Below are 22983 nucleotides of genomic sequence, written 5' to 3'. Positions count from 1 at the left end.
GACATGGAACTCGGAATCGGCGGTCGCATCGCTCTGGTCACCGGGGGATCGCAGGGAATCGGCCGCGCGATCGCCGCCGAGCTCGCGGCCGAGGGCGCGCGCGTCGCGGTGACGTCGCGGTCCGAGGACCGCGCCCGCGCGGTCGCGGAGGAGCTCGGCGGCCGCGGATTCGCCTACGACAGCGGCGAGGACGGCGCGGGCGCCCGCCTCGCCGATGCGGCGGCGGCGGCGTTCGGCGCGCCGGTCGAGATCCTCGTGACGAACACGGGCGGCCCGCCGAGCGGGGCGGACCCGCTGGGCTTCGCGCGCGAGCAGTGGGAGCGCGCCTACCGCGAGCTCGTGCTCGGGCCGATCGATCTCATCGAGCGCGTCGTGCCCGCCATGCGCGAGCGCGGCTGGGGACGGATCGTGAACGTCTCGTCGAACTCGGTTCGCGAGCCGATCGGCAACCTCATGCTGTCCAACGTCCACCGCAGCGCCGCGCTGTCGGCCTTCAAGACGCTGGCGCGCGACCTCGCCGGCGACGGCATCACGTTCAACACGCTGCTGACCGGGCGCATCGCGACCGAGCGGCTCGCCGAGCTCTACGGCTCGCTCGATCAGGCCGAGGAGGCGGCGCGGGGCGACGTGCCGGCCGGGCGCCTCGGGACGGTCGAGGAGATGTCGGCGGTCGCGACGTTCCTGTGCTCACAGCGCGCGAGCTTCGTCACGGGCGAGGCGATCCGCGTGGACGGCGCGATGACCCGCGCCGTATAGACGGCGCGCCAATACACCACGTTCGCCGTCGAACCTTCGTCCAGTTTCGTGGACGGGGCTTCACCTGGCGCGCGTCGCGCCCTACAGTGCCGCGCTGCGGGCTGGGCGCCGAGTGTTCGACGAAGCTGCAAGGACGACACCGGTTCACATGAGAATGCACGGACGCGCGGCGCTTCTGACGCTCGGCTTGGCGGCACTGCTGCTGATCCCGGCTGCCGCCGGAGCGAAGACCGCCACGAAGCACCACCTCGACATGTACAAGGCCGAGCAGCACATCACGCTCGGCGAGTCGCAGTCGGGGACCTACACGCTCTCCTGCCCCAACGGCGACATCGCCGCCGACGGGATGTGGCGCATCGACGAGGTCGGACCCTACAACCCGCAGCTCGCCGATCCCGACGAGTCGCCGTGGACGATCGCGTCCGGCGTCGACGTCCTCGGCTCGTATCCCTCGGGCAACAGCCAGTACACCTTCCGCTTCCGCAACACGACGTCCGAGGACGCCCAGCTGAAGATCTGGGTGACCTGCCTCGGCAAGACCACGGCGCCGGACACGCACAGCCACTCGTTCGTGGTGGGCAACATCAAGACCAAGGGCTACGGCCCACTCGCCCAGCAGGACTTCGTGCCGTCCAACAGCGACATCCCGTGCGCGGCGGACGAGGTCTACATCGCGCCGGGCTGGAACGTGACCGCCGGCGACGCGACGCCGTTCTCGTCGTATCCCGAGCCGAACCTGTCGCAGTGGAGCTACGGCTTCTACGTCACGTCGCCGAACACGTCGCTGACGGTCTACGGGCGCTGCCTGAAGTACAAGACCGGCCCCACGAACGGCCACGCGCACAAGCTGTACGCATACCACCGCACCGGCCCGGTCGAGCACTTCAACAAGGGCAACGGCGTGTGGGAGCACCAGATCTCCTGCGACGAGCACCAGAAGGGCCTCGTCGGGGGCTGGAGCCTCTTCAACGCCGGCCACCACTGGGACAACTTCCCGTGGCACTTCCTCGGCATGGACCCGCGGATCAAGGCCCGCGCGTACAAGACCTATGGGGTGGGGGCGAACGGCCAGTTCTTCCTCGTGTGCTTCAACGACCGGACCAGCCGCCCGCTGGCTCCGTGAGCCTCGCGCTGGACGACTGAATGCCGTGGAGAGCCCCGCTTCGGCGGGGCTCTTCGCGTCTCCCGGCGTCCGCGACGGTGGCGACCTCCGGGCCCGGACGGTCCCTGGAGTCGCGCCGAATGGACCGCGCCGCGCGGACGGGCGAGCCGGTGCCGACCGGCGTGATCCGCGCGTGGCAGTACCCCCAGGGGGAATCGAACCCCCGCTACGGGCGTGAAAGGCCCGCGTGCTGACCGCTACACCATGGGGGCGGGTGTACTGGCGTTCAGTGTAGGTGCGGGCGGCGAAGGGATCAGCCCGGCCTCGATCTCCCCGTGGCAGTTCGCGCAGACGAGGACGCACTTGCGCGCCTCCTCGCGAAACGCCGCGAGGGACTTGCCGCTGCAACTCGACAGGTTGAACCGCTTCTGCGCCGGGTCGACGTGGTGGAAGGCGAGGTTGCCGATGCACCGGTCGTACCCACAGACGAGGCAGCACCCGCCGGCCTCGGCCACGAGGATCTGCTTCACCTTGCGCTTGCGCCGCAGGACGGCTTCGCCGTTGCACCGCCCGCAGCGATAGCGGAATCCAGAGACGTTCCGCGGCTCCTTGAGACGATGATGCACGACCAGTCCGTGCCTCGGACAGTGCCGCTGGATACCCCCGGAGAGATTCGAACTCTCAGCCTCGAGGTTAAAAGCCTCTTGCTCTGCCAGTTGAGCTACGGGGGCAGACTCGTCCTCAAGCGTACCCTCGATCCCTCCGCCATTCATACGAACATACGTTCGCAAACGGCGCGGACGGATCCGCGGCCCTCGGCCGCCCGTCTATGCGTTCTCGGCCGCCGGGCCGACCAGCACCCAGCCGTTGCCGTCCGGGTCGCAGAACGTGGCGAACTGGCCCCAGGGCGCGTCCTGCACCTCCGATTCGACGAACTCGACGCCGCGGCGCCGCAGTTCGGCGAACGCGTCGTGGCAGTCGTCGGCGCCGAGCACGAGGCCGCGCAGCGAGCCGGGCGCCATTGCGTCGAACCACGTGACGAGCGAGATGGAGGCGCCGCCGGCGGGTGGGACGAGCTCGATCCAGCGGCGGCCCTCGGTCATCTCGGCGTCCTCGCGGACGGCGAAGCCGAGGACGTCCACGTAGAACGCGCGGGCGCGATCCTGTTCGCTCACCGGAATCGACACGATGTCGACGCTGAAGTTCACGGCAGCGGGCAAGGTAGCGCGTCGAAGCGGCGCTGTCAGCCCTCCGCCGCATGGGTCGCGGACCACCGCCCACTTCCGGGCGCGACCGACCGGACCAACCCGCGGAGCGGACCATTAGTCTCTGACCCGTGGCAACCGTCGCCCTACGCCGTCCGGGCACGGTCAGGGTGCGGTCCGTATCCCGCGCGCGGCTGCTGTACGGCGCCGGGCTCCTTGCTCTGATCGTCCTCTCGCTCTTCCTGCGGACGCGGGAGATGGGAGCGCACTTCTGGATCGACGAGGGCCTGTCGATCGGAATCGCCCGCCACCCGTTCTTCGACATCCCGGGCGTCCTGCTCCAGGACGGCTCGCCGCCGCTGTACTACATGGTCCTGCACCTGTGGATCCAGCTCGTCGGCGAGGGCGAGGCCGCGACCCACTGGCTGTCGCTGTTCTTCGCGCTGGCCTGCATCCCCGTCGCGCTGTGGGCGGGCACGAGCCTGTTCGACCGCCGCGTCGGCTGGGTCCTCGCCGGGCTGACGGCGATCAACCCGTTCCTGACGAGCTACGCGCAGGAGACGCGGATGTACTCGCTCGTCGTCCTGCTCGGGATGCTGGCGACCGCCTTCTACCTGCACGCCTACGTCTACGACCGCCGCCGGTACCGCATCCCGTTCGGCGTCGCGCTCGTCCTCCTGCTCTACACGCACAACTGGGGGCTGTTCCTCGGCTTCGCCTTCGCCGTCGGCATCGCCGTCCGCTGGTTCACCTTCACGAAGGGCGCCCCCGAGCGCCGCCAGCTGCTGCGCGACGCCGCGGTCGGCTTCGGCACCACCGCGCTCCTGTACCTGCCGTGGGTCCCGAGCTTCATCTCGCAGGCGCTGAACACCGGCGCACCGTGGGCCAACGCCCCCGGCTTTCGCACGCTGGTCCGCGCGCCCGACCTGCTGCTCGGGGGCTTCGGCGGGACGGTCATCCTGCTGCTCGCCGCCGGGGCCGGCCTCGGCACCGTCGCCCAGCGCGGCCTGCGCGAGCGCAACGTCCTCGTGCCCGTCCTCGCCGTCATCGCGGTCGCGCCGATCGTCGTCGCCTGGCTGACCTCCCAGGTCTCGCCCGCGTGGGCGACGCGCTACCTCGCGGTGGCCGTCGCACCGCTGCTCGTGCTCGCGGCCCTCGGCCTCACGCGCGCGGGGCGCCTCGGCATCGCGGGCCTCGCGATCCTCGCGATCATGTGGCTCTCGGCCTCCGCGCCGAGCACGAAGAGCAACGCCCACTACGTCGCCTACGAGATCGGCGGGCAGCTGAAGCGCGGCGACCTCGTCATCTCGACGCAGCCCGAGCAGATCCCGGTCCTCTCGCTGTACATCGACCGCTGGCGCAAGCGGCTCGGCCGGCCCGGCGACGTGACGTACGCGAGCCCGTTCGGCATCCAGAAGGACACCGGCGTCACCGACTGGCGCGACGGCACCGAGCACTTCGACCGCACCGGCATCGACACTCAGCTCATGCCGCTGCTCGACAAGATGCCGGTGGGCGGCCAGGTCGCGCTCATCGTGCCGAAGGTCTTCAAGCCGAAGCGCTGGACGGCACCCTGGACGAGCCGGGTGCTGGAGCGCTCGATCGAGTACCAGGGCATCCTCCGGGGGGATCCGCGCTACGAACTGACCGCTACAGTCCCCCTGTGGTTCGGCGGGCCCGGACCGAACCCCCTGCAGGGACTCCTGTTCCGCAAGTACCGGAACGGGTAAGTCCCGACTTCACCTTTCGACCCCCTCCAGACGCCATCGTGCAGATCACTCCTGAACGCCCGGTTCTCGTGCTCGGAGGCGGCCCCGCCGGGCTGACCGCCGCCTACCTGCTCGCGAAGGCGGGCCGTCCGGTGATCGTGGTCGAGGCCGAGGACCAGGTCGGCGGGCTCGCGAAGACGGTCGTGGACCCGGAGGGCTACCGCTTCGACCTCGGCGGTCACCGCTTCTTCACCAAGGTCAAGGAGGTCGACGACCTCTGGCACGAGGTGATGGGCGAGGAGTTCCTGCGCCGCCCGCGCCAGTCGCGCATCTACTGGAACGGCAAGTTCCTCGAGTATCCGCTGCAGGGCGCGGACGTCATCAAGAAGCTCGGCCCCGTCGAGCTCGTCCGCTCCGGTCTCTCCTACCTGCGCGCGCTCGTGAAGCCGAAGGGCAACGAGGACTCGCTCGAGGAGTGGGTCTCCAACCGCTTCGGCTGGCGCCTGTACCAGCTCTTCTTCAAGACCTACACCGAGAAGGTGTGGGGCGTGCCCTGCAGCGAGCTCCGCGCCGAGTGGGCCGCGCAGCGCATCAAGGGCCTGTCGTTCTTCAGCGCCGCGAAGGCCGCGTTCGTCGGCAACAAGGGCAACAGGATCAAGTCGCTGATCAGCGAGTTCAACTACCCGCGCTACGGCCCGGGCCAGATGTGGGACTTCATGACGCAGCGCATCCGCGAGCAGGGCGGCGAAGTCCTCACGGAGGCCGAGGTCACGTCGCTGGAGGTCGTCGACGGCGAGGTGACCGAGGTCGTCGCAGGCGGCATCACCTACACCCCGAGCGCCGTCATCTCGTCGCTGCCGCTGCGCGACACGGTGGCGCTCGCGCGCCCGGACAAGAACGAGGAGCTCGACGAGGCGGCCCGCCACCTGCGCTACCGCGACTTCCTGACGATCGCCCTCGTACTCGACGGCGACGACCTGTTCCCGGACAACTGGATCTACATCCACGACCCGGGCGTGCGCGTCGGGCGCATCCAGAACTACCGCTCGTGGTCGCCGTGGATGGTCCCGGACCCCACCACGGCCTGCGTCGGCCTCGAGTACTTCTGCTTTCAGGGCGACGACCTGTGGACGCAGGACGACGACGCGCTCGTCGAACTGGCCAAGCGCGAGCTGCACCAGCTCGGCCTCGCCGATCCGGCGAAGGTGAAGCGCGGCTACGTCGTGCGGGTGCCGATGGCCTATCCGATGTACGACCGCGACTACGCGCCGCGCGTCGAGACCATCAAGGGCTGGCTCGCCGGCATCTCGAACCTCCAGCAGGTGGGCCGCAACGGGCTGCACCGCTACAACAACTCCGATCACAGCATGCTCACCGCGATGCGTGCGGTGGACAACCTGCTGCTCGGCACCGACCACGACCTGTGGGCGGTCAACGCGGAGTCGGTCTACCACGAGGAGGGCGAGGAGACCGACAAGAACCCGTACCCGTACCGCGACGGCGCCGACGTCCCGGCGCTGCGCGAGCCGGTCTCCGAATCAGCCTAGGCAGCCAGGGGTGCCGACGCCGGCCCGCGCGTCGCAAGGTGGGCTTGCAGCCGCTGCCGGCGGGAGGCGGGCCCCCAGGGATCTCTCAGTGCTTGAAGTGGCGGCGGCCCGTGAGGACCATCGCCACGCCGGCCTCGTCGGCGGCGGCGACCACCTCGTCGTCACGGACCGAGCCGCCCGGCTGGATGATCGCCTGCACCCCCGCGGCGACCGCCGCCTCGGGTCCGTCGGCGAACGGGAAGAACGCGTCTGACGCGAGCACGGTGCCCGCGACCGGCGACTGGGCCTTCTCGATCGCCAGGCGCACGGAGTCGACCCGGCTCATCTGCCCGGCGCCGATGCCGATCGTCGCCAGCCCCCGCGCGAGCACGATCGCGTTGGACTTCACGTGCTTGGCGATCCGCCAGGCGAACAGCAGGTCCTCCCACTGGCGCTCGTCGGGCACGCGCTCGGTGACGACGCGCATGCTCGTGCGCTCCTGGAGGTCGGCGTCGGCATCCTGGACGAGCAGTCCGCCCTCGACGGGGCGCAGGTCGAGCTGCAGGCCCGCGGGCCGGCGGCGCTCCTGGTCGTCCAGGATCCGGACGTGCGGCTTGCGCGTGAGGATCTCGAGCGCGTCCTCGTCGTAGCCGGGCGCGATCAGCACCTCGATGAACTGCTGGGAGAGCGCCTCGGCGAGCGCCGCGTCGACGCGCCGGTTCAGCGCGATGATGCCGCCGAACGCGCTGAGGGGGTCGCAGGCGAACGCCCTGCGGTAGGCCTCGCCCGCGGTCGGTGCGACCGCAGCGCCACACGGGTTGTTGTGCTTGACGATCACGCACGCCGGCACCTCGAAGTCGCGGACCGCCCGGCGCGCCGCGTCGAGGTCGAGCACGTTGTTGAACGACAGCTCCTTGCCGTGGAGCTGGCCCACCATGGACAGGACGTGGCGGCGCGCGCCCACCTGCGTGTACAACGCGGCGCGCTGATGCGGGTTCTCGCCGTAGGGCAGGTCCGTGAGCTTCTCGAAGGCGCGCAGGAACAGCGGCGGGAAGCTCTCGACCTGCTCGGCGAACCAGCGGGCGATCGCGGTGTCGTAGCGCGCGGTCAGCGCGAACGCCTCCCCGGCCAGCGCCCGGCGGGTGTCGAGCGACAGCCGCCCGTCCGACGCCTCGAGCTCGGCGAGGACGGCGTCGTAGGACTCGGGCCGCACGACCACCGCGGTGAACGCGTGGTTCTTCGCGGCGGCGCGGATCATCGTCGGACCGCCGATGTCGATGTTCTCGATGACCTCCTCGTCGCCGACGCCGCGCACGGCCGCGGTGCGCTCGAACGGATACAGGTTCACGCAGACGAGGTCGATCCACTCCACGTCGTGCTCCTGCGCCGCCGCGACGTGGTCGGGGTTGTCGCGCACGCCGAGCAGCCCCGCGTGGAGCTTCGGGTGCAGCGTCTTCACGCGTCCGTCCATCATCTCGGGAAAGCCGGTGAGGTCGTCGACGGAGCGCACGTCGAGGCCGGCCTCGCGCAGGGCCCGCGCGGTGCCTCCGGTCGAGACGATCTCGGCGCCGAGCGCCGCCAGGCCCTTGGCGAAGTCGACGACGCCGCGCTTGTCGGAGACGGACAGCAGCGCGCGGCGCACGCGCACGTCGCCGGGAGCGATGACCGGAGTGGGGTCGGACATCGGCCGGAGCTTACGGACCGCCAACGGAGATCGGTTGCCCACCGCTCCCAGCGGGCAAGGAGGGACCATGGAGAACCCGGAACGAGACGTCGAGCGGGCGCAGGAGGCGATGGACGACTCGATCCGCCGCCTCGAGCATGAGCGCGACCGGCTCGAGCAGGACATCGACGAGTCGCGCAAGGAGCTCCACCACATGGAGGAGGCGACCGGCGGCGAGGTGGCGGGCGACTGGCGCGACACCGACGACGCGTCCGGCGGCGAGGATCCCGAGGGCGCGGCGAAGCGGGAATAGACCCGCCGGCCAGGCGCCGCGGGCCGGCCCGGCGTGAGAGGCTTGCGCCATGAGCACCAACGACGACGACCAACCCCTCACGAAGGACGAGACCCTGCGCCGCATGGAACAGGACCGGGCGCGGCTCGAGGCCGACATCAAGCACTCGCGCGACGACCTCCGCGCGACCGAAGGCAACCCCCCGCTGCGGCGCGCGGCCGGCGACTGGCGCCGGGCCGACGAGAGCGGCCACAACGAGGAAGACGAGAAGCGCGGCTGACGGCTACCCGGCGGGCGGCGCGGCCCCTGCGAGGCCGAGCCGCTCGAGGTGGCCGAGGTTGAGCTCGATCCAGTGCTCCATGGCCGCGTCGACGCCCGCGCGGTCGCCGGTGGCCAGCAGGTCGAGCAGCAGTCCGCGCGTCACCGCGATGCCCAGGCGCGCGGAGGCGACCGCCGTCGCGCGCGGCAGGCCCATCGACTCGCCGATCGCGGCTGCGGGCTCCAGCCAGCTGTCGACGATCCCGTCGAGGAGCTCGGCGGTGTACGGGCGGTCCTGCAGCGCCTGGCCGTAGACCTCGAAGAAGAGGCGCTCGTTCGGCCACAGCGAGCGGTCGGAGATGTGGCGCCACCACGCGCGCATCGCGTCACCCAACGAGGCCGAGGGGTCGGGCATGATGTCGCCGATCAGCGCGAGCTGCCGGCGCTCGACCTCGCGCACGATCGCCACCCACAGGCCCTGCTTGGAACCGAAGTGGTGGATGAGCATGCGGTGGCTCGTCCCGAGCTCGGCCGCCAGGCGGCGCAGCGACAGGTCGGTGAGCCCGTGCGCGGCGACGTAGTCGATCGCGGCGTCGAGCAGCTCCTGCTGACGTCCCTCCACGACAAGAAATGTACCACCTGGTACGCCATTTGTGTACCATGTGGTTCATGGTTAAGCCCGTCACCGTCTCCATCGACGTTCCGCAGGCTCGCGAGCGCGTCTATGACTTCCTCGACGTCATGGCGAACCACGAGCCGTTCACGAACCACCTTCTCCGCGACTGGGAGCTGTCCGGCCCCGAGCGCGGCGTCGGGTCCAAGGCCCGCGTGTCGGTCCGCGCGATGGGCGTCACCGACACCGTCGACATCGAGGTCGTCTCCGCCCAGGCGCCCGAGCGCATCGTCGAACGCAACGTCGCCGAGAAGGCCGGCCGCACCGCCGAGGGCACCTACACGCTGCAGGCGCTCCCGGGCGGCGGCACCCGCATCTCCTTCGAGTACCGGTGGATCACCGCCCCGCTCGCCGACCGCCTGACCGCTCCCCTGGCCCGGGCGTTCATCCGCCGGACGAACGAGAAGGCGATGCGGCGACTGGCCGAGCAGCTGCCCGCCGTCGACCACTGACGCGCGACACCGGCGGAGGAGGATCGCGGCGAGCACCGGCGCCGCGCCGGCGCCGTGACCGCCGTCAGTCCGGCAGCGCGCCGACGAGGATCCGTCGCGGATGGGCAGGGTCGCGCCGGATCGCCCCGCGCGCGATGAGCCGCACCGCCTCGGGCAGCAGGCGGTGCTCGAGCGGGCGCAGAGCGTCGTGGACGGCCTCGGGGTCGGTCGCGTCGGGGATCTCGATCGCCGCCTGCAGGAGGATCGGCCCGGTGTCGACGCCCTCGTCGACGAGGTGGACGGTCACGCCGAACACCTTCACCCCGTACTCGACCGCCTGCGCGATCCCGGCGAGGCCGGGGAAGGCGGGCAGCAGCGCGGGATGGACGTTGACGACGCGGTCGGGGAAACGGCGCAGGAACCCGGGAGCGACGAGCTGCATGTAGCCCGCCAGCACGACGAGCTCGACCCCTGCGTCCGCGAGCCAGTCGGCGATCGCGGCGTCCCGGGCCTCCCGCGAGCCGTGGTCGGCGGCCGCGAACACGCGCGCCGGAACGCCCGCGGCACGGGCTCGCTCGAGCGCCGGCGCGTCCGGCTTGTCGGAGGCGACCGCGACGATCTCGGCCTCCCGGCCGTGGACCGTGTCGAGCAACGCCTGGAGGTTCGTGCCCGAGCCGGACGCGAGCACGCCGACCCGCAGCGGCGCGGTCACGCGGCCACCGCGACGAGCTTCGGGTACGCGCCGCCGGTCGAACGCAGCCGGCCCCCTTCGATCAGCGCGTCGACCTGCTCGAGCACCTCGTCGGCGCGCAGGTGCGCGAACGCGCCGTAGCCCGGCAGTCCGTCGTAGGAGTACTTCTGGATGACCTTCGAGCGCCCCCCGCGCAGGATCTCCACCGCCCGCGTCCGGCCGACCGCGGGCTCGGCGCTGACGACGACCTCGACGATCGCCGTCTCGAGGTCGGCGGACGCCGCCGCCGACCCCCGTCCCCGTGACGACGTGCGCGCCGGCGCCCGTGCACCCACCGGCACCGCGCCTTCCGGGTCGCAGACGTCGCAGCACGGCACCCCGTCGAGCACGTGCGCGGCGGTCGGGTCGCCGAAGTGGCGCAGGATCGCCGCCCGGCGGCAGCGCTTGCCCTCGACGAACTCCCAGATCGACCGGTACTGGCGCCAGCGCGCCCGCTCGGCCTCCCCCGCGCTCGCGCGGCAGGCCGCCCGCGCCCGCCCGTCGAAACGCTCCAGCACGCGTCCGCGCAGCCGGTCCGGCGACGACGGCGCCGGCTGGATGACGCCCGCGCGCGCGAGGTGGCCGACGATCGACCGCACCTGCTCCTCCTCGCAGCCCTGGGCGATCAGCTCGTCGATGCCGAGGTCGTAGCGGCCGTCCTTCGCCCGCGCGCGCAGCCGCTCGGCGACGCGCATGAGCAGCGCGTCGTCGACCTGCGAGCGCTGGATGAAGAAGACGTGCAGCCCCTTGTCGCGGCTCTCGGCGAAGAGCACCGCCCGCGCGGGCGCCCCGTCGCGCCCGGCGCGGCCCGCCTCCTGGTAGTACGCCTCGAGCGAGCCGGGGACCGACTCGTGGCAGACCGTCCGCACGTTCGCCTTGTCGACGCCCATGCCGAACGCGTTGGTCGCGACGACGACGTCGACGTCGCCGCCCATGAACCGCCGCTGGGCGTCCGCGCGCGTGTCGCGCGGCAGGCCGGCGTGGTAGGCGACGACCTCGCAGTCGAGGTCCCGCGCGAGCTTGCCGGCGAGGGTCTCGGTTCCCGCCCGCGTGCCGGCGTAGACGATCGCCGGCCGCGCGGCCGGATCGGCGAGGGTCGCGGCGACGCGCGCGTGCTTGTCGGCCGCCGTCCTGCACGGCACCACCGCGAACGTCAGGTTCGGCCGGTCGAACCCGGTCGTGACCCGCACGGGGTCGTCGAGCCGCAGCCGTTCCACGATGTCGCGCGCCACCTGCGGCGTGGCCGTGGCGGTCGAGGCGAGGATCGCCTTCGCCCCCAGCCAGCGGGCGGCATCCGCCAGCCGGAAGTAGTCGGGCCGGAAGTCGTGGCCCCACTGCGACACGCAATGCGCCTCGTCGACGACGAACAGCCCGACGTCCACGCCCGCGATGCCGTTGAGGAACGCCGGCGCCGAGAACCGCTCGGGCGCCACGTACAGGAGCCGCAACTGGCCCAGCCGCGCACGCTCGAGCACCTCGCGGTTGGCCTCCGCGCCGGCCTGCGCGTTGATCAGCGCGACGTCGGGCGAGATGCGCGACAGCGCGTCGACCTGGTCCTGCATGAGCGAGACGAGCGGCGAGACGACGATCGACAGGTCGCGCCGCATGAGCCCGGGCAGCTGGTAGCAGAGCGACTTGCCCGCACCGGTGGGCATGACCACGAGGACGTCGCGGTCGTCGAGCGCAGCCTGGACGGCCTCCTCCTGACCGGGCCGGAACGCGGGAAAGCCGAAGTGCTGCTCCAGGGCGACGCGGGGATCCATCGGCCCCGAACCGTATCGCCGGGTCCGGCGTCCGCCAGGGCGCTGTGACGGTTGCGCAACACCTCGCGCAGCCGTGCTCAGGCCTGCCGCCGCTCCCACATGCCGAACCGCCCGAGCGCGCGGTACCCGAGCGACCGGTACACCGGCTCGCCGAGCGCGGTCGACTCGAGCGACGTCGTCGTCGCGCCCGCGTCGCGCGCCGCCGCGAGCGCGGCCCGCAGCAGCTCGCGCGACAGCCCGCGGCCGCGCGCCTCGGGCACGACCGCGACGCAGTACACCTCGGCGTCGCCCTGGTGGACGCGCACGAGCAGCGCCGCCGCCGGCTCGCCGCCCACCCGCGCGACCCACAGCCGCGACGCGGGGTCCTGCACGCCGTCGAGCACCTGCTCGAACATGCCGTCCAGCCCGAACGCGCGGTCGTTGAGCCGGCCCAGCATCGCCCAGCCGGGCGACGGCTCGAGGTCGAGCCGCACCTTCGGCTCGAGATCCATCCTGGCGAGCTCACCGCACATCAGCAGGGGCTGCGCATCGTGCACGTGCCCGCGCGCGCCCAGGCGCGCCGCGAGCAACCCGTCGCCCGGCCGCACCCACACCGTCCACGCCCGCACGCCCGCCGCCGCGTAGACGTCCTGCAGCTCGTCGAGCACCGCGTCGGTCAGCGCGCCCGGATCGCGGTAGAGCACCGAGTTCGGCATCGAGCGCCCCGGGATGCACGGGCACAGGATCGCCAGCACGCCGTCCGCCGGGCGCACCGCGCTGCTGCCGCGGCCGCCCGCGACAACCGCCTCCATGATCGCGAACTGGCTGTCGAGCTGGCGCGCCGCGAGCGTCGCGTCGTCCAGCGCCATGGCGCTCAGGCGCGGACGAGCGGGAGCTCGAGCGCGAACTTGCCGTTGGCCGACTCGCCGTCCTCGAGCGGGTAGTCGCCCGAGAAGCAGGCGTCGCAGTGGGTGTCGCGCGAGCCGCCGACCGCCTCGTAGACGCCGTCGAGCGAGAGGTAGTGCAGCGAGTCGCACCCCAGCTCGGCCGCGACCTCCTCGGGCGTGCGGTCGTGCGCGATCATCTCCTCGCGCGTCGACATGTCGATGCCGTAATGGCAGGGGTGGCGGATCGGCGGCGCCGAGATGCGCATGTGGACCTCGGAGGCGCCCGCGTCGCGCAGCATCTGCACGATCTGGCGCGTGGTGTTGCCGCGCACGATCGAGTCGTCGACGACGACGAGCCGCTTGCCCTCGACCACCTCGGGCAGCGGGTTGAACTTCAGCCGCAGGCCGTGCTTGCGCAGCTCCTGGCCCGGTTGGATGAACGTCCGCGCGACATAGCGGTTCTTGACGAAGCCGTCGTCCTGCGGCAGCCCGGAGGCGCGGGCGACGCCGCGGGCGGCGGCGTTGCCGGAGTCCGGGACCGCGATGACGAGGTCGGCCTCGACGGGTGCCTCGCTCCACAGGATCTCACCCATGCGCCCGCGCGCGACCTGCAGGACGTTGCCGCCCATGCGCGAGTCCGGACGGGCGAAGTAGATGTACTCGAAGACGCAGAACGCCTCGCGCGCGCCCTCGACGACCTGGCGGGTCTGGATGCCGCGCTCGCCGAGGCAGACCATCTCGCCCGGCTGGACGTCGCGCATGAGCGTCGCGTTGATGATGTCGAAGGCGCAGGACTCGCTGGCCAGGCAGTAGCGGTCGCCGAGCTGGCCGAGGGCGAGGGGCCTCAGCCCCGCCGGATCGCGGAAGCCGATCACCTTGTCGCGCGTGAGCACCACGGTCGAGAAGGCGCCGCGCAGCCGCGGCAGGATGTCCGCGATGGCGTCCTCGACGCGGTCGGCCGTGTGCGTGGCGATCAGCGCCGCGATGATCTCGGAGTCCGACGTCGAGGAGAACGCGACGCCGCGCTCGCGCAGCTCGGCGTGCAGCTCGACGGCGTTCGTGAGGTTGCCGTTGTGGGCGAGGGCGATCTCGTGGCGGTCCGAGCGCCAGACGGGCTGGGAGTTCTCCCAGGCGTTGGACCCCGTCGTCGAGTAGCGGACGTGGCCGACGGCGAGGTCGCCGCCCAGCGCCCGCAGCGACTGCTCGTCGAAGACCTGCGACACGAGCCCGAGGTCGCGCTGGGTCATGATGTGGCCGCCGCGCTCGACGGCGGCGATGCCGGCGGACTCCTGACCGCGGTGCTGCAGCGCGTAGAGGGCGAAGTACGCGAGGCGGGAGACATCGCGCTCAGGCGCGTAGATGCCGAAGACCCCGCACTCGTCGCGCGGCCCATCCCGCTCGTCGGAGGTCACGCCCGCAGGCTAGCAGCGGGGGTGGCCGTCTCCCGGTCGGCCTGCTCGCGCAGGACGACGCCGAGGAGACCCGGGAAGCGCGTGTCGAGATCCTCGCGGCGCAGCTCCGTGAGCTTCGCGGTCCCGCATTCGACCTGGCGGATCACGCCGTTCTCGCGCAGCACGCGCCAGTGGTGGGTACGGGTGGACTTCGAGACGGGCACGTCGATCGAGCCGCAGGCGCACGGCTCGTCGCGGCGGGCGAGCTCCCGCACCATCTGCAGGCGGATCGGATCGCTGAGCGCGTGCAGGACGCCCTCGAGCTGCAGATCCTCGATCCGGGGGTGGTGGAGGGCGGCGGACGCCATGCCCCGAGTGTAGTACGACGCCCGTCGAACAAATCTTGTACGATGCTCGTCGTACCAGCGAACGAAGGGCACAGCTTGTCCGCACCTCCGCCCCATCCCAGCCCCGTCACCGCCACCGCCGACTCCTCCGGTGCCGTCCCGGCGCCCGGCAAGATCCGGCGGCTCGTGGTGTTCACGGGCCCCGTCCGGTAGCCGGCCGCCCATGCGCCGCCCCGGCATCGCCCTCACCGCAAGCTCGCTCGCCTTCGCGCTCGTCCTGCTCGACACGACGGTGGTCAACGTCGCGCTGCCGGCGATCCGCGACGACCTGGGCGCCTCGGTCAGCGGCCTGCAGTGGGTGGTCAACGGCTACACGCTCGTGCTCGCGGCACTGCTGCTGAGCGCGGGCGCGCTCGCCGACCGCCTCGGGGCGCGCCGGATGATGCGCGTCGGGGTCGCGATCTTCGCCGTGGCGTCCTCCGCGGCAGCGCTCGCTCCGAGCACCGCGACGCTCGTCGCCGCCCAGGTCCTGCTCGGCGCCGGCGCCGCCGCGCTCGTCCCCGCGTCGCTGACCCTGCTGACCCACGCGTACCCCGACCCGATCCGGCAGGCGCGAGCGGTCGGGATCTGGGCGGCGATCTCGGCGTCGGCGTTCGCGGCGGGCCCCGTGCTCGGCGGCCTGCTCGTCGACGCCGTCGGCTGGCGCCTCGTGTTCGCCGTCAACCTCCCCTTCGCCGCGGCGATCGCGCTGCTGCTGTGGCGCGGCGTGGGCGAGACCTCCCGCGTCGCCCGCCGCGGGCTCGACCTGGCGGGCCAGGCCACCGCGATCGTCGCGCTCGCGTCGCTGACCTTCGCGCTCATCGCGAGCCGGTCGCTCGGCTGGGGATCGCCCCTCGTCGCCGGCGGGCTCGTGCTCGCCGTCGTCGCCGGCGTCACGTTCGTCGCGGTCGAGCGCCGCGGCCGTGCGCCCATGCTGCCGCTCCGGCTCTTCTCGTCGCGCGCCTTCTCCGCCTCGACGGCGGCCGGCTCGCTGATCAACTTCGCGCTCTACGGCGAGTTCTTCCTGCTCTCGCTGTACTTCCAGGACGTCCGCGGCCTGTCGGCGCTCGAGACCGGCCTCGCCTTCCTGCCCCAGCCGCTCGTCTTCGCGCTGGCGGGCATCCCGGCCGGCCGGCTCGTCGCGCGGATCGGCCCGCGCTGGCCGCTGGCGATCGGCGGCGCGCTCGCGGCGGTCGGCACGTTCCTCCTGCTCGGCGCCGGGCCCGACACGCCGTACTCCCAGCTCGTCATCTCACTGATGCTGTTCGGCGCCGGCGGCGGCGCCGCGATCCCGGCCCTCACCGCGGCCGCGGTGTCCGCCGCGCCGCCCGAGCAGGTCGGCGTCGCGGCCGCCGCGTTGAACGCGAGCCGCCAGACCGGCGGCGTCCTCGGCGTCGCGGTGCTCGGCGGCATGGCGCACGCCGGACCCCAGTTCGTGTCCGGCATGCATGCGGGGCTGGCGATCGCGGCGGCCGCGCTGACGGCCACGGCGGTCCTCGGCCTCGGTCTGGGGGCCAGCAGGCGCCCGGCGCGGACCGAGCTCGAGCCGGCTCAGGCCTGAGCGCGGGGCGGCCCGCCTCGGTGTCGGCACCGCCGGGGCGGGGAAGCAGGGTGGGCATGCCCCAGTACTGGTTCGCCGCGTCCACCGAGGAGTTCACCCCGCCCCAGATGGTCGAGCAGGCCCAGGCGGCCGAGGCCGCCGGCTTCGACGGGCTGGGCGCGTCCGATCACTTCGCGCCCTGGTTCCCCGACGGCCAGGCGTCGCAGGCGTGGGTGACGCTCGGCGCCATCGGGCAGGTCACCACGAAGCCGATCGGCACCGGCGTCACGCCGATCGTGCACCACCACCACCCGGGGCTCGTGGCCCAGGCGTTCATGTCGCTCGAGTGCCTGTACCCGGGCCGCGTGTTCCTCGGCGCGGGATCCGGCGAGTCGGTCAACGAGTCGCCGCTCGGCCTCGACTGGCCGCCGGTCGCCGACCAGCAGGACCGCTTCGCGGCCGGCCTGGAGGCCATCACGCGGCTGTGGGACGGGCAGACCGTGACGATGGACGCCGGTTGGTTCGCGCTCAAGCAGGCGAAGCTGTGGACCCGCGCGCCATCGCGGCCGCAGCTCTACGTCTCCGCGTTCGGCCCGCAGGCGGCGCAGATCGCGGCGCGCTACGGCGACGGGCTCTGGACGTTGGGCGACCCCGGGCAGGCGCCCGAGATCATCGACGCCTACCGCGAGGCGTGCGGCCGCGAGGGCCGCGACCCGGGCGAGATCATCCTGCAGACCGGCATCGCGTGGGCGTCCGACGAGGCGGCCGCGATCTCGGGCGCGGCACGGTGGAAGCCGACCCAGCTGCCCGAGCTCTACACCGACGACATCTCCGGTCAGGAGGACATGCAGCGGCGCGCCGACGAGCAGATGACCGACGAGCAGTTCGCCAAGGAGGGCTTCATCGTCGGCTCGGACCCGGAGGAGCACGTCGAGCGCATCCGCGAGATGGAGCAGCTCGGAGCGACCGTGATCTCCCTGCAGCTCATCGGCCAGGCCGACCCGATGGGGACGATCCGCATGTACGGCGAGCACGTTCTGCCCGCGTTGCGCGGCGTGCGGGCGTAGGAGCAGCCGCTCAGGCGAACAGCTCGGCGAGCGCGCCGTGCGCGGCGCGCAGCCGAGCGAGCTCGAGGGCGACGCGGTCCTCGCCGTCGAGCGTGACCCGCAGCGACCCGCCCTCCACGCGGCCGATCACCTCGACCGGGACGCGGTCGGCGAGGGCGCGCAGCGCGTCCGCAGGGCCGGAGACGACGAACCCCCCGGCGCCTTCGCCGAAGAGGCGGGTGACGAGGTCGCCGGCGTCGTCACCGAGCTCGAGCAGCGCTCCGAGGTCGCCGGCCAGACAGCACTCGGCGACGGCGACGAGCACGCCGCCCTCGGCGACGTCGTGCGCGCTGGACAGGCGCCCCGCGCGGACCGCGTCGCGGATCGCGCCGTGGGCCGCGCGAACGGCGGCGACGTCGATCTCCGCGAGCGCGTCGGGCAGCGCGTCGCCGCGCAGCTTGGCCAGCTCCGACGCGGCGAGCGACGGTCGCAGCGGCCCGGCGACCGCGATCGCGTCGCCCTCGCGCGCGAACCCGGTGCGTCCCGCGTGCAGCGGGTCGGGCAGCTCGCCGACCATGCCCACCACCGGGGTCGGGTAGATCGGCCCGCCGCCGCCCTCGTTGTAGAGCGAGACGTTGCCCCCCACGACCGGGACGTCGAGCGCGCGGCAGGCATCCCCGAGCCCCCGGACCGCCTCGGTCAGCTGCCAGGCGATGTGCGGCTTCTCCGGGTTGCCGAAGTTCAGGCAGTTCGTCAGGCCGAGCGGCTCGGCGCCGACACAGGCGAGGTTCGCGGCGCACTCGAGCACCGCCTCGACCGCCCCGCGGTACGGGTCGGCGGCCACCCGGCGCCCGCTGCCGTCGATCGACACCGCGATCGCCGAGCCGTGCGGCATGAGGAGCACCGCGGCGTCAGCCGTCTCGGGCCGGCGCACGGTCCGCGAGCCCACGAGCGCGTCGTACTGCTCGAACAGCGCCCGCCGCGACGCGATGTTCGGGGAGCCCAACAACGCCAGCAGCGCCGCCGACGGGTCGTCCGCGTCCGCCGCCGCGAGCGTCACCGCGGGCGCCGCGTACAGCGGGGCGGCGGGCCGCGCGGGCTCGAGGTCGTAGAGCGGGCAGTCGTCGACGAGCGCCTCGACCGGCATGTCGCCCACGACCTCGCCGCCGTCGCGGATGACCATCCGGCGCGTGTCGGTGATCTCGCCGATCACCGTGCCGCCGACCTCCCAGCGCGCGCAGACCTCGAGCACGGCCTCGACGTTCGCCGGCTCGCAGACGCACAGCATCCGCTCCTGCGACTCGGAGACCATGATCTCGAACGGCGCCATCCCCGGCTCGCGCAGCGGCACCTTGCGCACGTCGATCTCCAGGCCGACGCCGCCCTTGGACGCCATCTCCGACGAGCTGGACGTCAGCCCCGCCGCGCCGAGGTCCTGCAGGGCGACGAGCAGCCCGCGGTCCAGGAGCTCCAGCGAGCACTCCAGCAGCTTCTTCTCCTCGAACGGGTCGCCGATCTGCACCGTGGGACGCTTGTCGTCGTCGGCCTCCCCCAGTTCCGCCGAGGCGAGCACGGACGCGCCGCCGATCCCGTCGCGCCCGGTCGAGGCGCCGAACAGCACCAGCTGGTTGCCGACGCCCGCCGCCGCGCTGCGGATCAGCGCCTCGGTGCGTACGAGCCCGACGCACATCGCGTTGACGAGGCAGTTCTGCTCGTAGGGCGCCTCGAAGTACACCTCGCCGCCGACCGTCGCCACGCCGATCGAGTTGCCGTAGTGGCCGATCCCGGCGACGGCGTGGTCGAGCAGATAGCGCGAGCGCTCGGAGGTCGGCTCGCCGAAGCGCAGGGAGTCGAGCACCGCGATCGGCCGCGCGCCGATCGCGAACACGTCGCGCAGGATGCCGCCGACGCCGGTCGCGGCGCCCTGGAACGGCTCGACGGCGCTCGGGTGGTTGTGCGACTCGACCTTGAACGCGACCGACCAGCCGTCGCCGACGTCCACGGCACCGGCGTTCTCGCCCGGCCCGAGCACGAGCCGCGGCCCCTCGGTCGGCAGCGTGCGCAGCAGCTTCTTGGAGTGCTTGTAGGCGCAGTGCTCGCTCCACATGAGCGAGAACATCGCGAGCTCGACCTGGTTGGGCTCGCGCTCGAGCCGGTCGACGATCCCGTCGTACTCGGCCTCGGTCAGCCCGAGGGCGACCGCCTTGGCCGCTCCGCTCTCGGGCCTCACACCTCCGCTCATCGAGTGTGGGAGACCGCTGCGGTGTTCGGCCCGGTCACACCCGCCGCCCGGGCCATCGACTCGAAGACCCGCAGCCCGTCGACCGAGCCGGTGAGCGGGTCGACCGCGTGCTCCGGGTGCGGCATCAGGCCGAAGACGTTGCCCGCGGCGTTACGCACGCCGGCGATCTCGTCCTGCGAGCCGTTGAAGCAGTGGCCGGTCGCGTAGCGCACCACGACGAGATCGGGGTCCAGGTCCGGCGCGTGGAAGCGGCCGGTCATGTGCTTGGCCGGGATCGACAGCCGTTCGCCCGGCGCGCAGAGGTTCGTGAACGGCGTGTCGGCGTCGACCACCTCGAGCTCGACCTGGCGGCAGACGAAGCGCAGCTCGGTGTTCGGCAGCAGCGCGCCCGGCAGCAGGTGCGCCTCGCACAGCACCTGGAAGCCGTTGCAGATGCCGAGCACGAGGCCGCCGTCGTTCGCGAACGCGATGACGGACTCCATGATCGGCGAGAAGCGGGCGATCGCGCCGGCGCGCAGGTAGTCGCCGTAGGAGAAGCCGCCGGGCACGACGACGGCGTCGACGCCCTGCAGGTCGCGGTCGCCGTGCCAGAGCATCACCGCCTCGCCGACGCGGGCGCAGGCGAGCTGGGCGTCGCGGTCGTCGCAGGAGCCGGGGAACTGGAGGACGCCGAACTTCACGCCTGCTGGACTTCGTAGTCCTCGATCAGCGTGTTGGCGAGCAGCCGCTCGCACATCTGCTCGGCCTCGTCGAGGCTCGCGACGTCGAGCTCCACGAGCCGGCCGACGTGGACGTTCGCCACGCCGCCGAAGCCGAGCGCGGGCAGGGCGCGTTCGACGGCCTTGCCCTGCGGGTCGAGGATGCCCGCCTTGGGGCGGATGAGGACGCGGACGCGCATCGCCCGTCGCAATGTAGCCGACGGTCTGGCAGACCCCGGTCCGGCGCGGCATCATCGGGGGATGAGCGACGCCATCACCCCCGCGGCGAGCACGTCCTCGCCCGCCGACCTCGACGTGCTGCGGGCCGCCGAGCTCCTCCGCGCCCGCGAGCTCTCGGCGGCCGAGCTGCTCGACGCCTGCCTCGAGCGCATCGAGGAGCGCAACGGCGGCGAGCCGACCTTCGAGGGCGCTCCCGGTGCGGTGAACGCCTGGGTGCGCCTGTACCCGGACATCGCGGCCGAGCACGCGCGCGAGGCCGACGACCGGCTGGCGCGCGAGGGCGCCGGCGCCCCGCTGCTCTGCGGCGTGCCGATCGGCGTGAAGGACCTCTACGGGGTCGCCGGGCTGCCGCTGACCGCGTCGAGCCGCGTGCTCGAGGGCAACGTCGCCGACGCCGACGCGACCACCTGGGCCCGCCTGCGCGCCCATGGGATGGTGCTCGTCGGCCACACGCACACGCACGAGTTCGCGGCCGGCGGCACGACGGATCAGGTCGGCAACCCGTGGGCGCTGGACCGCACGGCGGGCGGGTCGAGCGGCGGCTCGGCGGCGGCGCTCGCCGCGGGGATGGTCCCGGCCGCGCTGGGCTCGGACACCTGCGGCTCGCTGCGGATCCCGAGCGCCGTGTGCGGCACCTCGGCGATCAAGCCGACCCACGGCCGCCTGCCCCTCGACGGGATCATCCCGCTGGCCTCGAGCCTCGACCATCCGGGCCCGATGGCGCGCACGATCGCCGACTGCGCCGCGCTCCTGCAGGCGATGGCCGAAGGCGGCGCCGCGAGCAGCCCGCTCATGCCGCCGCCGGCCGGGATGGGCGAGCTGCCGCTGACGGCGCGCGCCGGCAGCCGGCCGCTCGCCGGCCTGCGGGTCGCGGTCACCGACCGGGTCGGCAAGGTCGCCGTCGATCCGGACGTCCTCGATGGGCTCGACCGCGCCCGCCGGGCGTGCGACGCGCTCGGGGCCCAGGTCGTCGAGCTGGCCGCCGCTCCCGATCTGGCCGGCCACGACCTGAACTGCATCTTCGTCGCCGAGATGGCGGCCTACCACGCGCGCCACGCCGACGCGCGCGACCGGTACCGGGCGAGCATCATCGAGCTGGTCGACCTCGGCTCGCACTTCTCCGAGACCGGCGCCTACCTCGGCGCCCAGTGGCAGCGGGCGCAGATGACCGCAGCCTGGGAGGCGTGGTTCGCCGAGCACCGGGTGGACGTGCTGCTGGACCCGACGGTCCCGATGCCGGCCGAGCCGCGCGGCGAGGGCTACGACGCCGGCCACCTCGGCGGTGACGGCGACCCGTGGATCGCGTTCACCGCGACGTGGGACGCGACCGGCTTCCCCGTGGCGGCGCTGCCGGCCGGGCTCGGGGCGCGCAGCGGGCTGCCCGTCGGCGTATCGCTCGTCGCACCGCGCGGCCGGGAGGCGCTCGTCGCGCAGGTCGGCATGGACCTGCAGGCGGGCGAGCTGCCGCCGGTGGCGCCCGCGCCGCTGAGCTGAGGCTGAGGCGGCCCTACGCCGCCGTGCGCTCCAGCCCGCGCCCGCGCCGCTGAGCTGAGGCTGAGGCGGCCCTATGCCGCCGTGCGCTCCAGCCAGGCCGAGAACGGCTCGCCCGAGATGCGCTCGTAGGCCTCGATGTAGCGCTCGCGCGTCCCGGCGACCACGTCGTCGGGGATCGCGGGCGCGGGCGGGGCCTTGTCCCACCCCGACCTGCTGGCCCAGTCGCGCACGTACTGCTTGTCGAAGCTCGGCTGCCCACGCCCCGGCGCGTAGCCGTCGGACGGCCAGAAGCGCGAGGAGTCCGGCGTGAGCACCTCGTCACCGACGACGAGCTCGCCGGCCGGGTCGAGCCCGAACTCGCACTTCGTGTCGGCGAGCAGCACCCCGCGCTCGGCCGCATGGCCGGCGGCGAAGCGGTACAGCTCGATCGACACGCTGCGCACGCGCTCCATGAGGTCGCGGTCGCCCACCAGCTCGGCGGCGCGGTCGAAGTCGATCGCCTCGTCGTGGCCCACGTCGGCCTTCGTCGACGGCGTGAAGATCGGCGACGGCAGCTGCTCGGACTCCTGCAGGCCGGCCGGCAGCTGGATGCCCGAGACGCTGCCCGTGGACTGATAGTCCTTCCATCCCGACCCGGTGATGTAGCCGCGCACGACGCACTCGACCGGCAGCATCTCGAGCTTGCGGACGACGAGCGCCCGGCCGCGGACCTCGTCCGGGACGTCGTCGGTCGCCGAGAGCATGTGGTTGGCCACGATGTGCCCGGTCTTGGCGAACCAGAACGCCGACAGCCCGGTGAGGACCTTGCCCTTGTCCGGGATCGGGGTCGGATGCACGACGTCGTAGGTCGAGATGCGGTCGGAGGCGACCATGAGCAGGCGGTCGCCCAGGTCGTACATCTCGCGCACCTTGCCGGTGCTCAGGAGCGGAAGGTCAGCCAGCGTGGTCACGCTGCGAACGGTACGGCACCCG

At 72.8% G+C, this 22983-nt stretch carries 23 protein-coding genes and 2 tRNA genes; 10 read left to right on the top strand and 15 right to left on the bottom strand.

What is annotated here, in order from left to right; all coding sequences use genetic code 11:
• Nucleotides 1–3: 3 nt before the first annotated feature.
• Together DSM104329_RS01925 and DSM104329_RS01920 are read left to right on the top strand one after the other, a co-directional pair.
• Entirely contained in the window at nucleotides 4–756 is a 753-nt protein-coding gene (locus DSM104329_RS01925; protein WP_259313706.1) for an SDR family oxidoreductase, read from the top strand.
• Nucleotides 757–904: 148 nt separating this feature from the next.
• Nucleotides 905–1879: a hypothetical protein gene (locus DSM104329_RS01920; RefSeq protein WP_259313705.1), complete on the top strand. Its 975-nt coding sequence runs from the start codon at nucleotides 905–907 to the stop codon at nucleotides 1877–1879.
• Between the two features lie 179 nt (nucleotides 1880–2058).
• Here DSM104329_RS01920 and DSM104329_RS01915 read toward each other — a convergent pair.
• The 4 genes from DSM104329_RS01915 to DSM104329_RS01900 all read right to left on the bottom strand — a co-directional run bounded on the left by DSM104329_RS01915 (nucleotide 2059) and on the right by DSM104329_RS01900 (nucleotide 3066).
• A tRNA-Glu gene (locus DSM104329_RS01915) sits at nucleotides 2059–2130 on the bottom strand.
• Nucleotides 2116–2484, bottom strand: a complete 369-nt coding sequence (locus tag DSM104329_RS01910; protein WP_259313704.1) for a hypothetical protein — start codon at nucleotides 2482–2484, stop codon at nucleotides 2116–2118. The genes DSM104329_RS01915 and DSM104329_RS01910 overlap by 15 nt, the downstream gene beginning before the upstream one ends.
• A gap of 32 nt (nucleotides 2485–2516) precedes the next feature.
• Nucleotides 2517–2589, bottom strand: a tRNA-Lys gene (locus DSM104329_RS01905).
• Between the two features lie 96 nt (nucleotides 2590–2685).
• Nucleotides 2686–3066: a VOC family protein gene (locus tag DSM104329_RS01900; RefSeq protein WP_259313703.1), complete on the bottom strand. Its 381-nt coding sequence runs from the start codon at nucleotides 3064–3066 to the stop codon at nucleotides 2686–2688.
• Nucleotides 3067–3194: 128 nt separating this feature from the next.
• Here DSM104329_RS01900 and DSM104329_RS01895 point away from each other — a divergent pair, with 128 nt between their 5' ends.
• Both DSM104329_RS01895 and DSM104329_RS01890 read left to right on the top strand, forming a co-directional pair.
• Nucleotides 3195–4793 carry a glycosyltransferase family 39 protein gene (locus DSM104329_RS01895; RefSeq protein ID WP_259313702.1) on the top strand — a complete coding sequence of 533 codons (1599 nt, stop codon included), beginning with the start codon at nucleotides 3195–3197 and terminating at the stop codon, nucleotides 4791–4793.
• A 38-nt stretch (nucleotides 4794–4831) separates the two neighbouring features.
• Nucleotides 4832–6319 (top strand): NAD(P)/FAD-dependent oxidoreductase, encoded by a 1488-nt coding sequence (locus DSM104329_RS01890; RefSeq protein ID WP_259313701.1) that lies wholly within the window; start codon nucleotides 4832–4834, stop codon nucleotides 6317–6319.
• An 85-nt stretch (nucleotides 6320–6404) separates the two neighbouring features.
• Here the strand turns inward: DSM104329_RS01890 and purH are convergent, their stop codons facing one another.
• Nucleotides 6405–7982: a bifunctional phosphoribosylaminoimidazolecarboxamide formyltransferase/IMP cyclohydrolase gene (gene purH, locus DSM104329_RS01885; RefSeq protein WP_259313700.1), complete on the bottom strand. Its 1578-nt coding sequence runs from the start codon at nucleotides 7980–7982 to the stop codon at nucleotides 6405–6407.
• Nucleotides 7983–8049: 67 nt separating this feature from the next.
• On the opposite strand from purH, the gene DSM104329_RS01880 reads away from it, so the two are divergent.
• The gene (locus DSM104329_RS01880; protein WP_259313699.1) at nucleotides 8050–8274 is read left to right on the top strand and encodes a hypothetical protein; all 225 of its coding nucleotides are present in this window, start codon (nucleotides 8050–8052) and stop codon (nucleotides 8272–8274) included.
• Between the two features lie 49 nt (nucleotides 8275–8323).
• The gene (locus DSM104329_RS01875; RefSeq protein ID WP_259313698.1) at nucleotides 8324–8533 is read left to right on the top strand and encodes a hypothetical protein; all 210 of its coding nucleotides are present in this window, start codon (nucleotides 8324–8326) and stop codon (nucleotides 8531–8533) included.
• 3 nt (nucleotides 8534–8536) lie between these two features.
• On the opposite strand, the gene DSM104329_RS01870 is transcribed toward DSM104329_RS01875, so the two are convergent.
• Nucleotides 8537–9133 carry a TetR/AcrR family transcriptional regulator gene (locus DSM104329_RS01870; RefSeq protein ID WP_259313697.1) on the bottom strand — a complete coding sequence of 199 codons (597 nt, stop codon included), beginning with the start codon at nucleotides 9131–9133 and terminating at the stop codon, nucleotides 8537–8539.
• Between the two features lie 47 nt (nucleotides 9134–9180).
• Here DSM104329_RS01870 and DSM104329_RS01865 point away from each other — a divergent pair, with 47 nt between their 5' ends.
• A complete protein-coding gene (locus DSM104329_RS01865) occupies nucleotides 9181–9636 on the top strand; it encodes an SRPBCC family protein (RefSeq protein ID WP_259313696.1) in 456 nt (151 codons plus the stop codon).
• Nucleotides 9637–9700: 64 nt separating this feature from the next.
• Here DSM104329_RS01865 and purN read toward each other — a convergent pair whose 3' ends face one another.
• The 5 genes from purN to DSM104329_RS01840 form a co-directional block, all read right to left on the bottom strand.
• Nucleotides 9701–10327, bottom strand: a complete 627-nt coding sequence (gene purN / locus DSM104329_RS01860) for a phosphoribosylglycinamide formyltransferase (RefSeq protein WP_259313695.1) — start codon at nucleotides 10325–10327, stop codon at nucleotides 9701–9703.
• The gene (locus tag DSM104329_RS01855) at nucleotides 10324–12108 is read right to left on the bottom strand and encodes a RecQ family ATP-dependent DNA helicase (RefSeq protein ID WP_259313694.1); all 1785 of its coding nucleotides are present in this window, start codon (nucleotides 12106–12108) and stop codon (nucleotides 10324–10326) included. Before DSM104329_RS01855 ends, purN begins: the two co-directional genes overlap by 4 nt.
• Nucleotides 12109–12185: 77 nt before the next feature.
• Nucleotides 12186–12956 (bottom strand): GNAT family N-acetyltransferase, encoded by a 771-nt coding sequence (locus DSM104329_RS01850; RefSeq protein WP_259313693.1) that lies wholly within the window; start codon nucleotides 12954–12956, stop codon nucleotides 12186–12188.
• A gap of 5 nt (nucleotides 12957–12961) precedes the next feature.
• Complete coding sequence (gene purF, locus DSM104329_RS01845; protein WP_259313692.1) at nucleotides 12962–14386, bottom strand: amidophosphoribosyltransferase; 1425 nt, start codon at nucleotides 14384–14386, stop codon at nucleotides 12962–12964.
• Complete coding sequence (locus DSM104329_RS01840) at nucleotides 14383–14733, bottom strand: ArsR/SmtB family transcription factor (RefSeq protein ID WP_259313691.1); 351 nt, start codon at nucleotides 14731–14733, stop codon at nucleotides 14383–14385. The genes purF and DSM104329_RS01840 overlap by 4 nt, the downstream gene beginning before the upstream one ends.
• Nucleotides 14734–14935: 202 nt before the next feature.
• Here DSM104329_RS01840 and DSM104329_RS01835 point away from each other — a divergent pair, with 202 nt between their 5' ends.
• Nucleotides 14936–16312 (top strand): DHA2 family efflux MFS transporter permease subunit, encoded by a 1377-nt coding sequence (locus tag DSM104329_RS01835; protein ID WP_259313690.1) that lies wholly within the window; start codon nucleotides 14936–14938, stop codon nucleotides 16310–16312.
• A 56-nt stretch (nucleotides 16313–16368) separates the two neighbouring features.
• Nucleotides 16369–17358, top strand: coding sequence for an LLM class flavin-dependent oxidoreductase (locus tag DSM104329_RS01830; RefSeq protein ID WP_259313689.1), 990 nt, complete (start codon nucleotides 16369–16371; stop codon nucleotides 17356–17358).
• Nucleotides 17359–17368: 10 nt separating this feature from the next.
• Here the strand turns inward: DSM104329_RS01830 and purL are convergent, their stop codons facing one another.
• Genes purL through purS form a run of 3 tightly spaced genes read right to left on the bottom strand, consistent with a single transcriptional unit; the run spans nucleotide 17369 to nucleotide 20477 of the window.
• Complete coding sequence (gene purL, locus DSM104329_RS01825) at nucleotides 17369–19567, bottom strand: phosphoribosylformylglycinamidine synthase subunit PurL (protein ID WP_259313688.1); 2199 nt, start codon at nucleotides 19565–19567, stop codon at nucleotides 17369–17371.
• A gap of 8 nt (nucleotides 19568–19575) precedes the next feature.
• Nucleotides 19576–20259, bottom strand: coding sequence for a phosphoribosylformylglycinamidine synthase subunit PurQ (gene purQ / locus DSM104329_RS01820; protein ID WP_259313687.1), 684 nt, complete (start codon nucleotides 20257–20259; stop codon nucleotides 19576–19578).
• The gene (gene purS, locus DSM104329_RS01815) at nucleotides 20256–20477 is read right to left on the bottom strand and encodes a phosphoribosylformylglycinamidine synthase subunit PurS (protein ID WP_259313686.1); all 222 of its coding nucleotides are present in this window, start codon (nucleotides 20475–20477) and stop codon (nucleotides 20256–20258) included. Before purS ends, purQ begins: the two co-directional genes overlap by 4 nt.
• A gap of 61 nt (nucleotides 20478–20538) precedes the next feature.
• Between purS and DSM104329_RS01810 the strand changes: the two genes are divergently transcribed.
• Nucleotides 20539–22011, top strand: coding sequence for an amidase (locus DSM104329_RS01810; RefSeq protein ID WP_259313685.1), 1473 nt, complete (start codon nucleotides 20539–20541; stop codon nucleotides 22009–22011).
• A gap of 71 nt (nucleotides 22012–22082) precedes the next feature.
• Here the strand turns inward: DSM104329_RS01810 and DSM104329_RS01805 are convergent, their stop codons facing one another.
• Complete coding sequence (locus DSM104329_RS01805) at nucleotides 22083–22961, bottom strand: phosphoribosylaminoimidazolesuccinocarboxamide synthase (RefSeq protein WP_259313684.1); 879 nt, start codon at nucleotides 22959–22961, stop codon at nucleotides 22083–22085.
• Nucleotides 22962–22983: the final 22 nt, after the last annotated feature.

This window comes from Capillimicrobium parvum (assembly GCF_021172045.1).
Classification (GTDB): Bacteria; Actinomycetota; Thermoleophilia; order Solirubrobacterales; family Solirubrobacteraceae; genus Capillimicrobium; species Capillimicrobium parvum.
Note: the sequence above shows the minus strand (reverse complement) of the source record. Positions and strands in the feature narration are given on the sequence as shown.

Coding starts and splice junctions, on each gene's coding strand:
- DSM104329_RS01925 (WP_259313706.1), top strand. CDS start 4: ATGGAACTCGGAATCGGCGGTCGCATCGCTCTGGTCACCGGGGGATCG.
- DSM104329_RS01920 (WP_259313705.1), top strand. CDS start 905: ATGAGAATGCACGGACGCGCGGCGCTTCTGACGCTCGGCTTGGCGGCA.
- purH (WP_259313700.1), bottom strand. CDS start 7,982: ATGTCCGACCCCACTCCGGTCATCGCTCCCGGCGACGTGCGCGTGCGC.
- DSM104329_RS01880 (WP_259313699.1), top strand. CDS start 8,050: ATGGAGAACCCGGAACGAGACGTCGAGCGGGCGCAGGAGGCGATGGAC.
- DSM104329_RS01875 (WP_259313698.1), top strand. CDS start 8,324: ATGAGCACCAACGACGACGACCAACCCCTCACGAAGGACGAGACCCTG.
- DSM104329_RS01865 (WP_259313696.1), top strand. CDS start 9,181: ATGGTTAAGCCCGTCACCGTCTCCATCGACGTTCCGCAGGCTCGCGAG.
- DSM104329_RS01855 (WP_259313694.1), bottom strand. CDS start 12,108: ATGGATCCCCGCGTCGCCCTGGAGCAGCACTTCGGCTTTCCCGCGTTC.
- DSM104329_RS01850 (WP_259313693.1), bottom strand. CDS start 12,956: ATGGCGCTGGACGACGCGACGCTCGCGGCGCGCCAGCTCGACAGCCAG.
- DSM104329_RS01840 (WP_259313691.1), bottom strand. CDS start 14,733: ATGGCGTCCGCCGCCCTCCACCACCCCCGGATCGAGGATCTGCAGCTC.
- DSM104329_RS01835 (WP_259313690.1), top strand. CDS start 14,936: ATGCGCCGCCCCGGCATCGCCCTCACCGCAAGCTCGCTCGCCTTCGCG.
- DSM104329_RS01830 (WP_259313689.1), top strand. CDS start 16,369: ATGCCCCAGTACTGGTTCGCCGCGTCCACCGAGGAGTTCACCCCGCCC.
- purS (WP_259313686.1), bottom strand. CDS start 20,477: ATGCGCGTCCGCGTCCTCATCCGCCCCAAGGCGGGCATCCTCGACCCG.
- DSM104329_RS01810 (WP_259313685.1), top strand. CDS start 20,539: ATGAGCGACGCCATCACCCCCGCGGCGAGCACGTCCTCGCCCGCCGAC.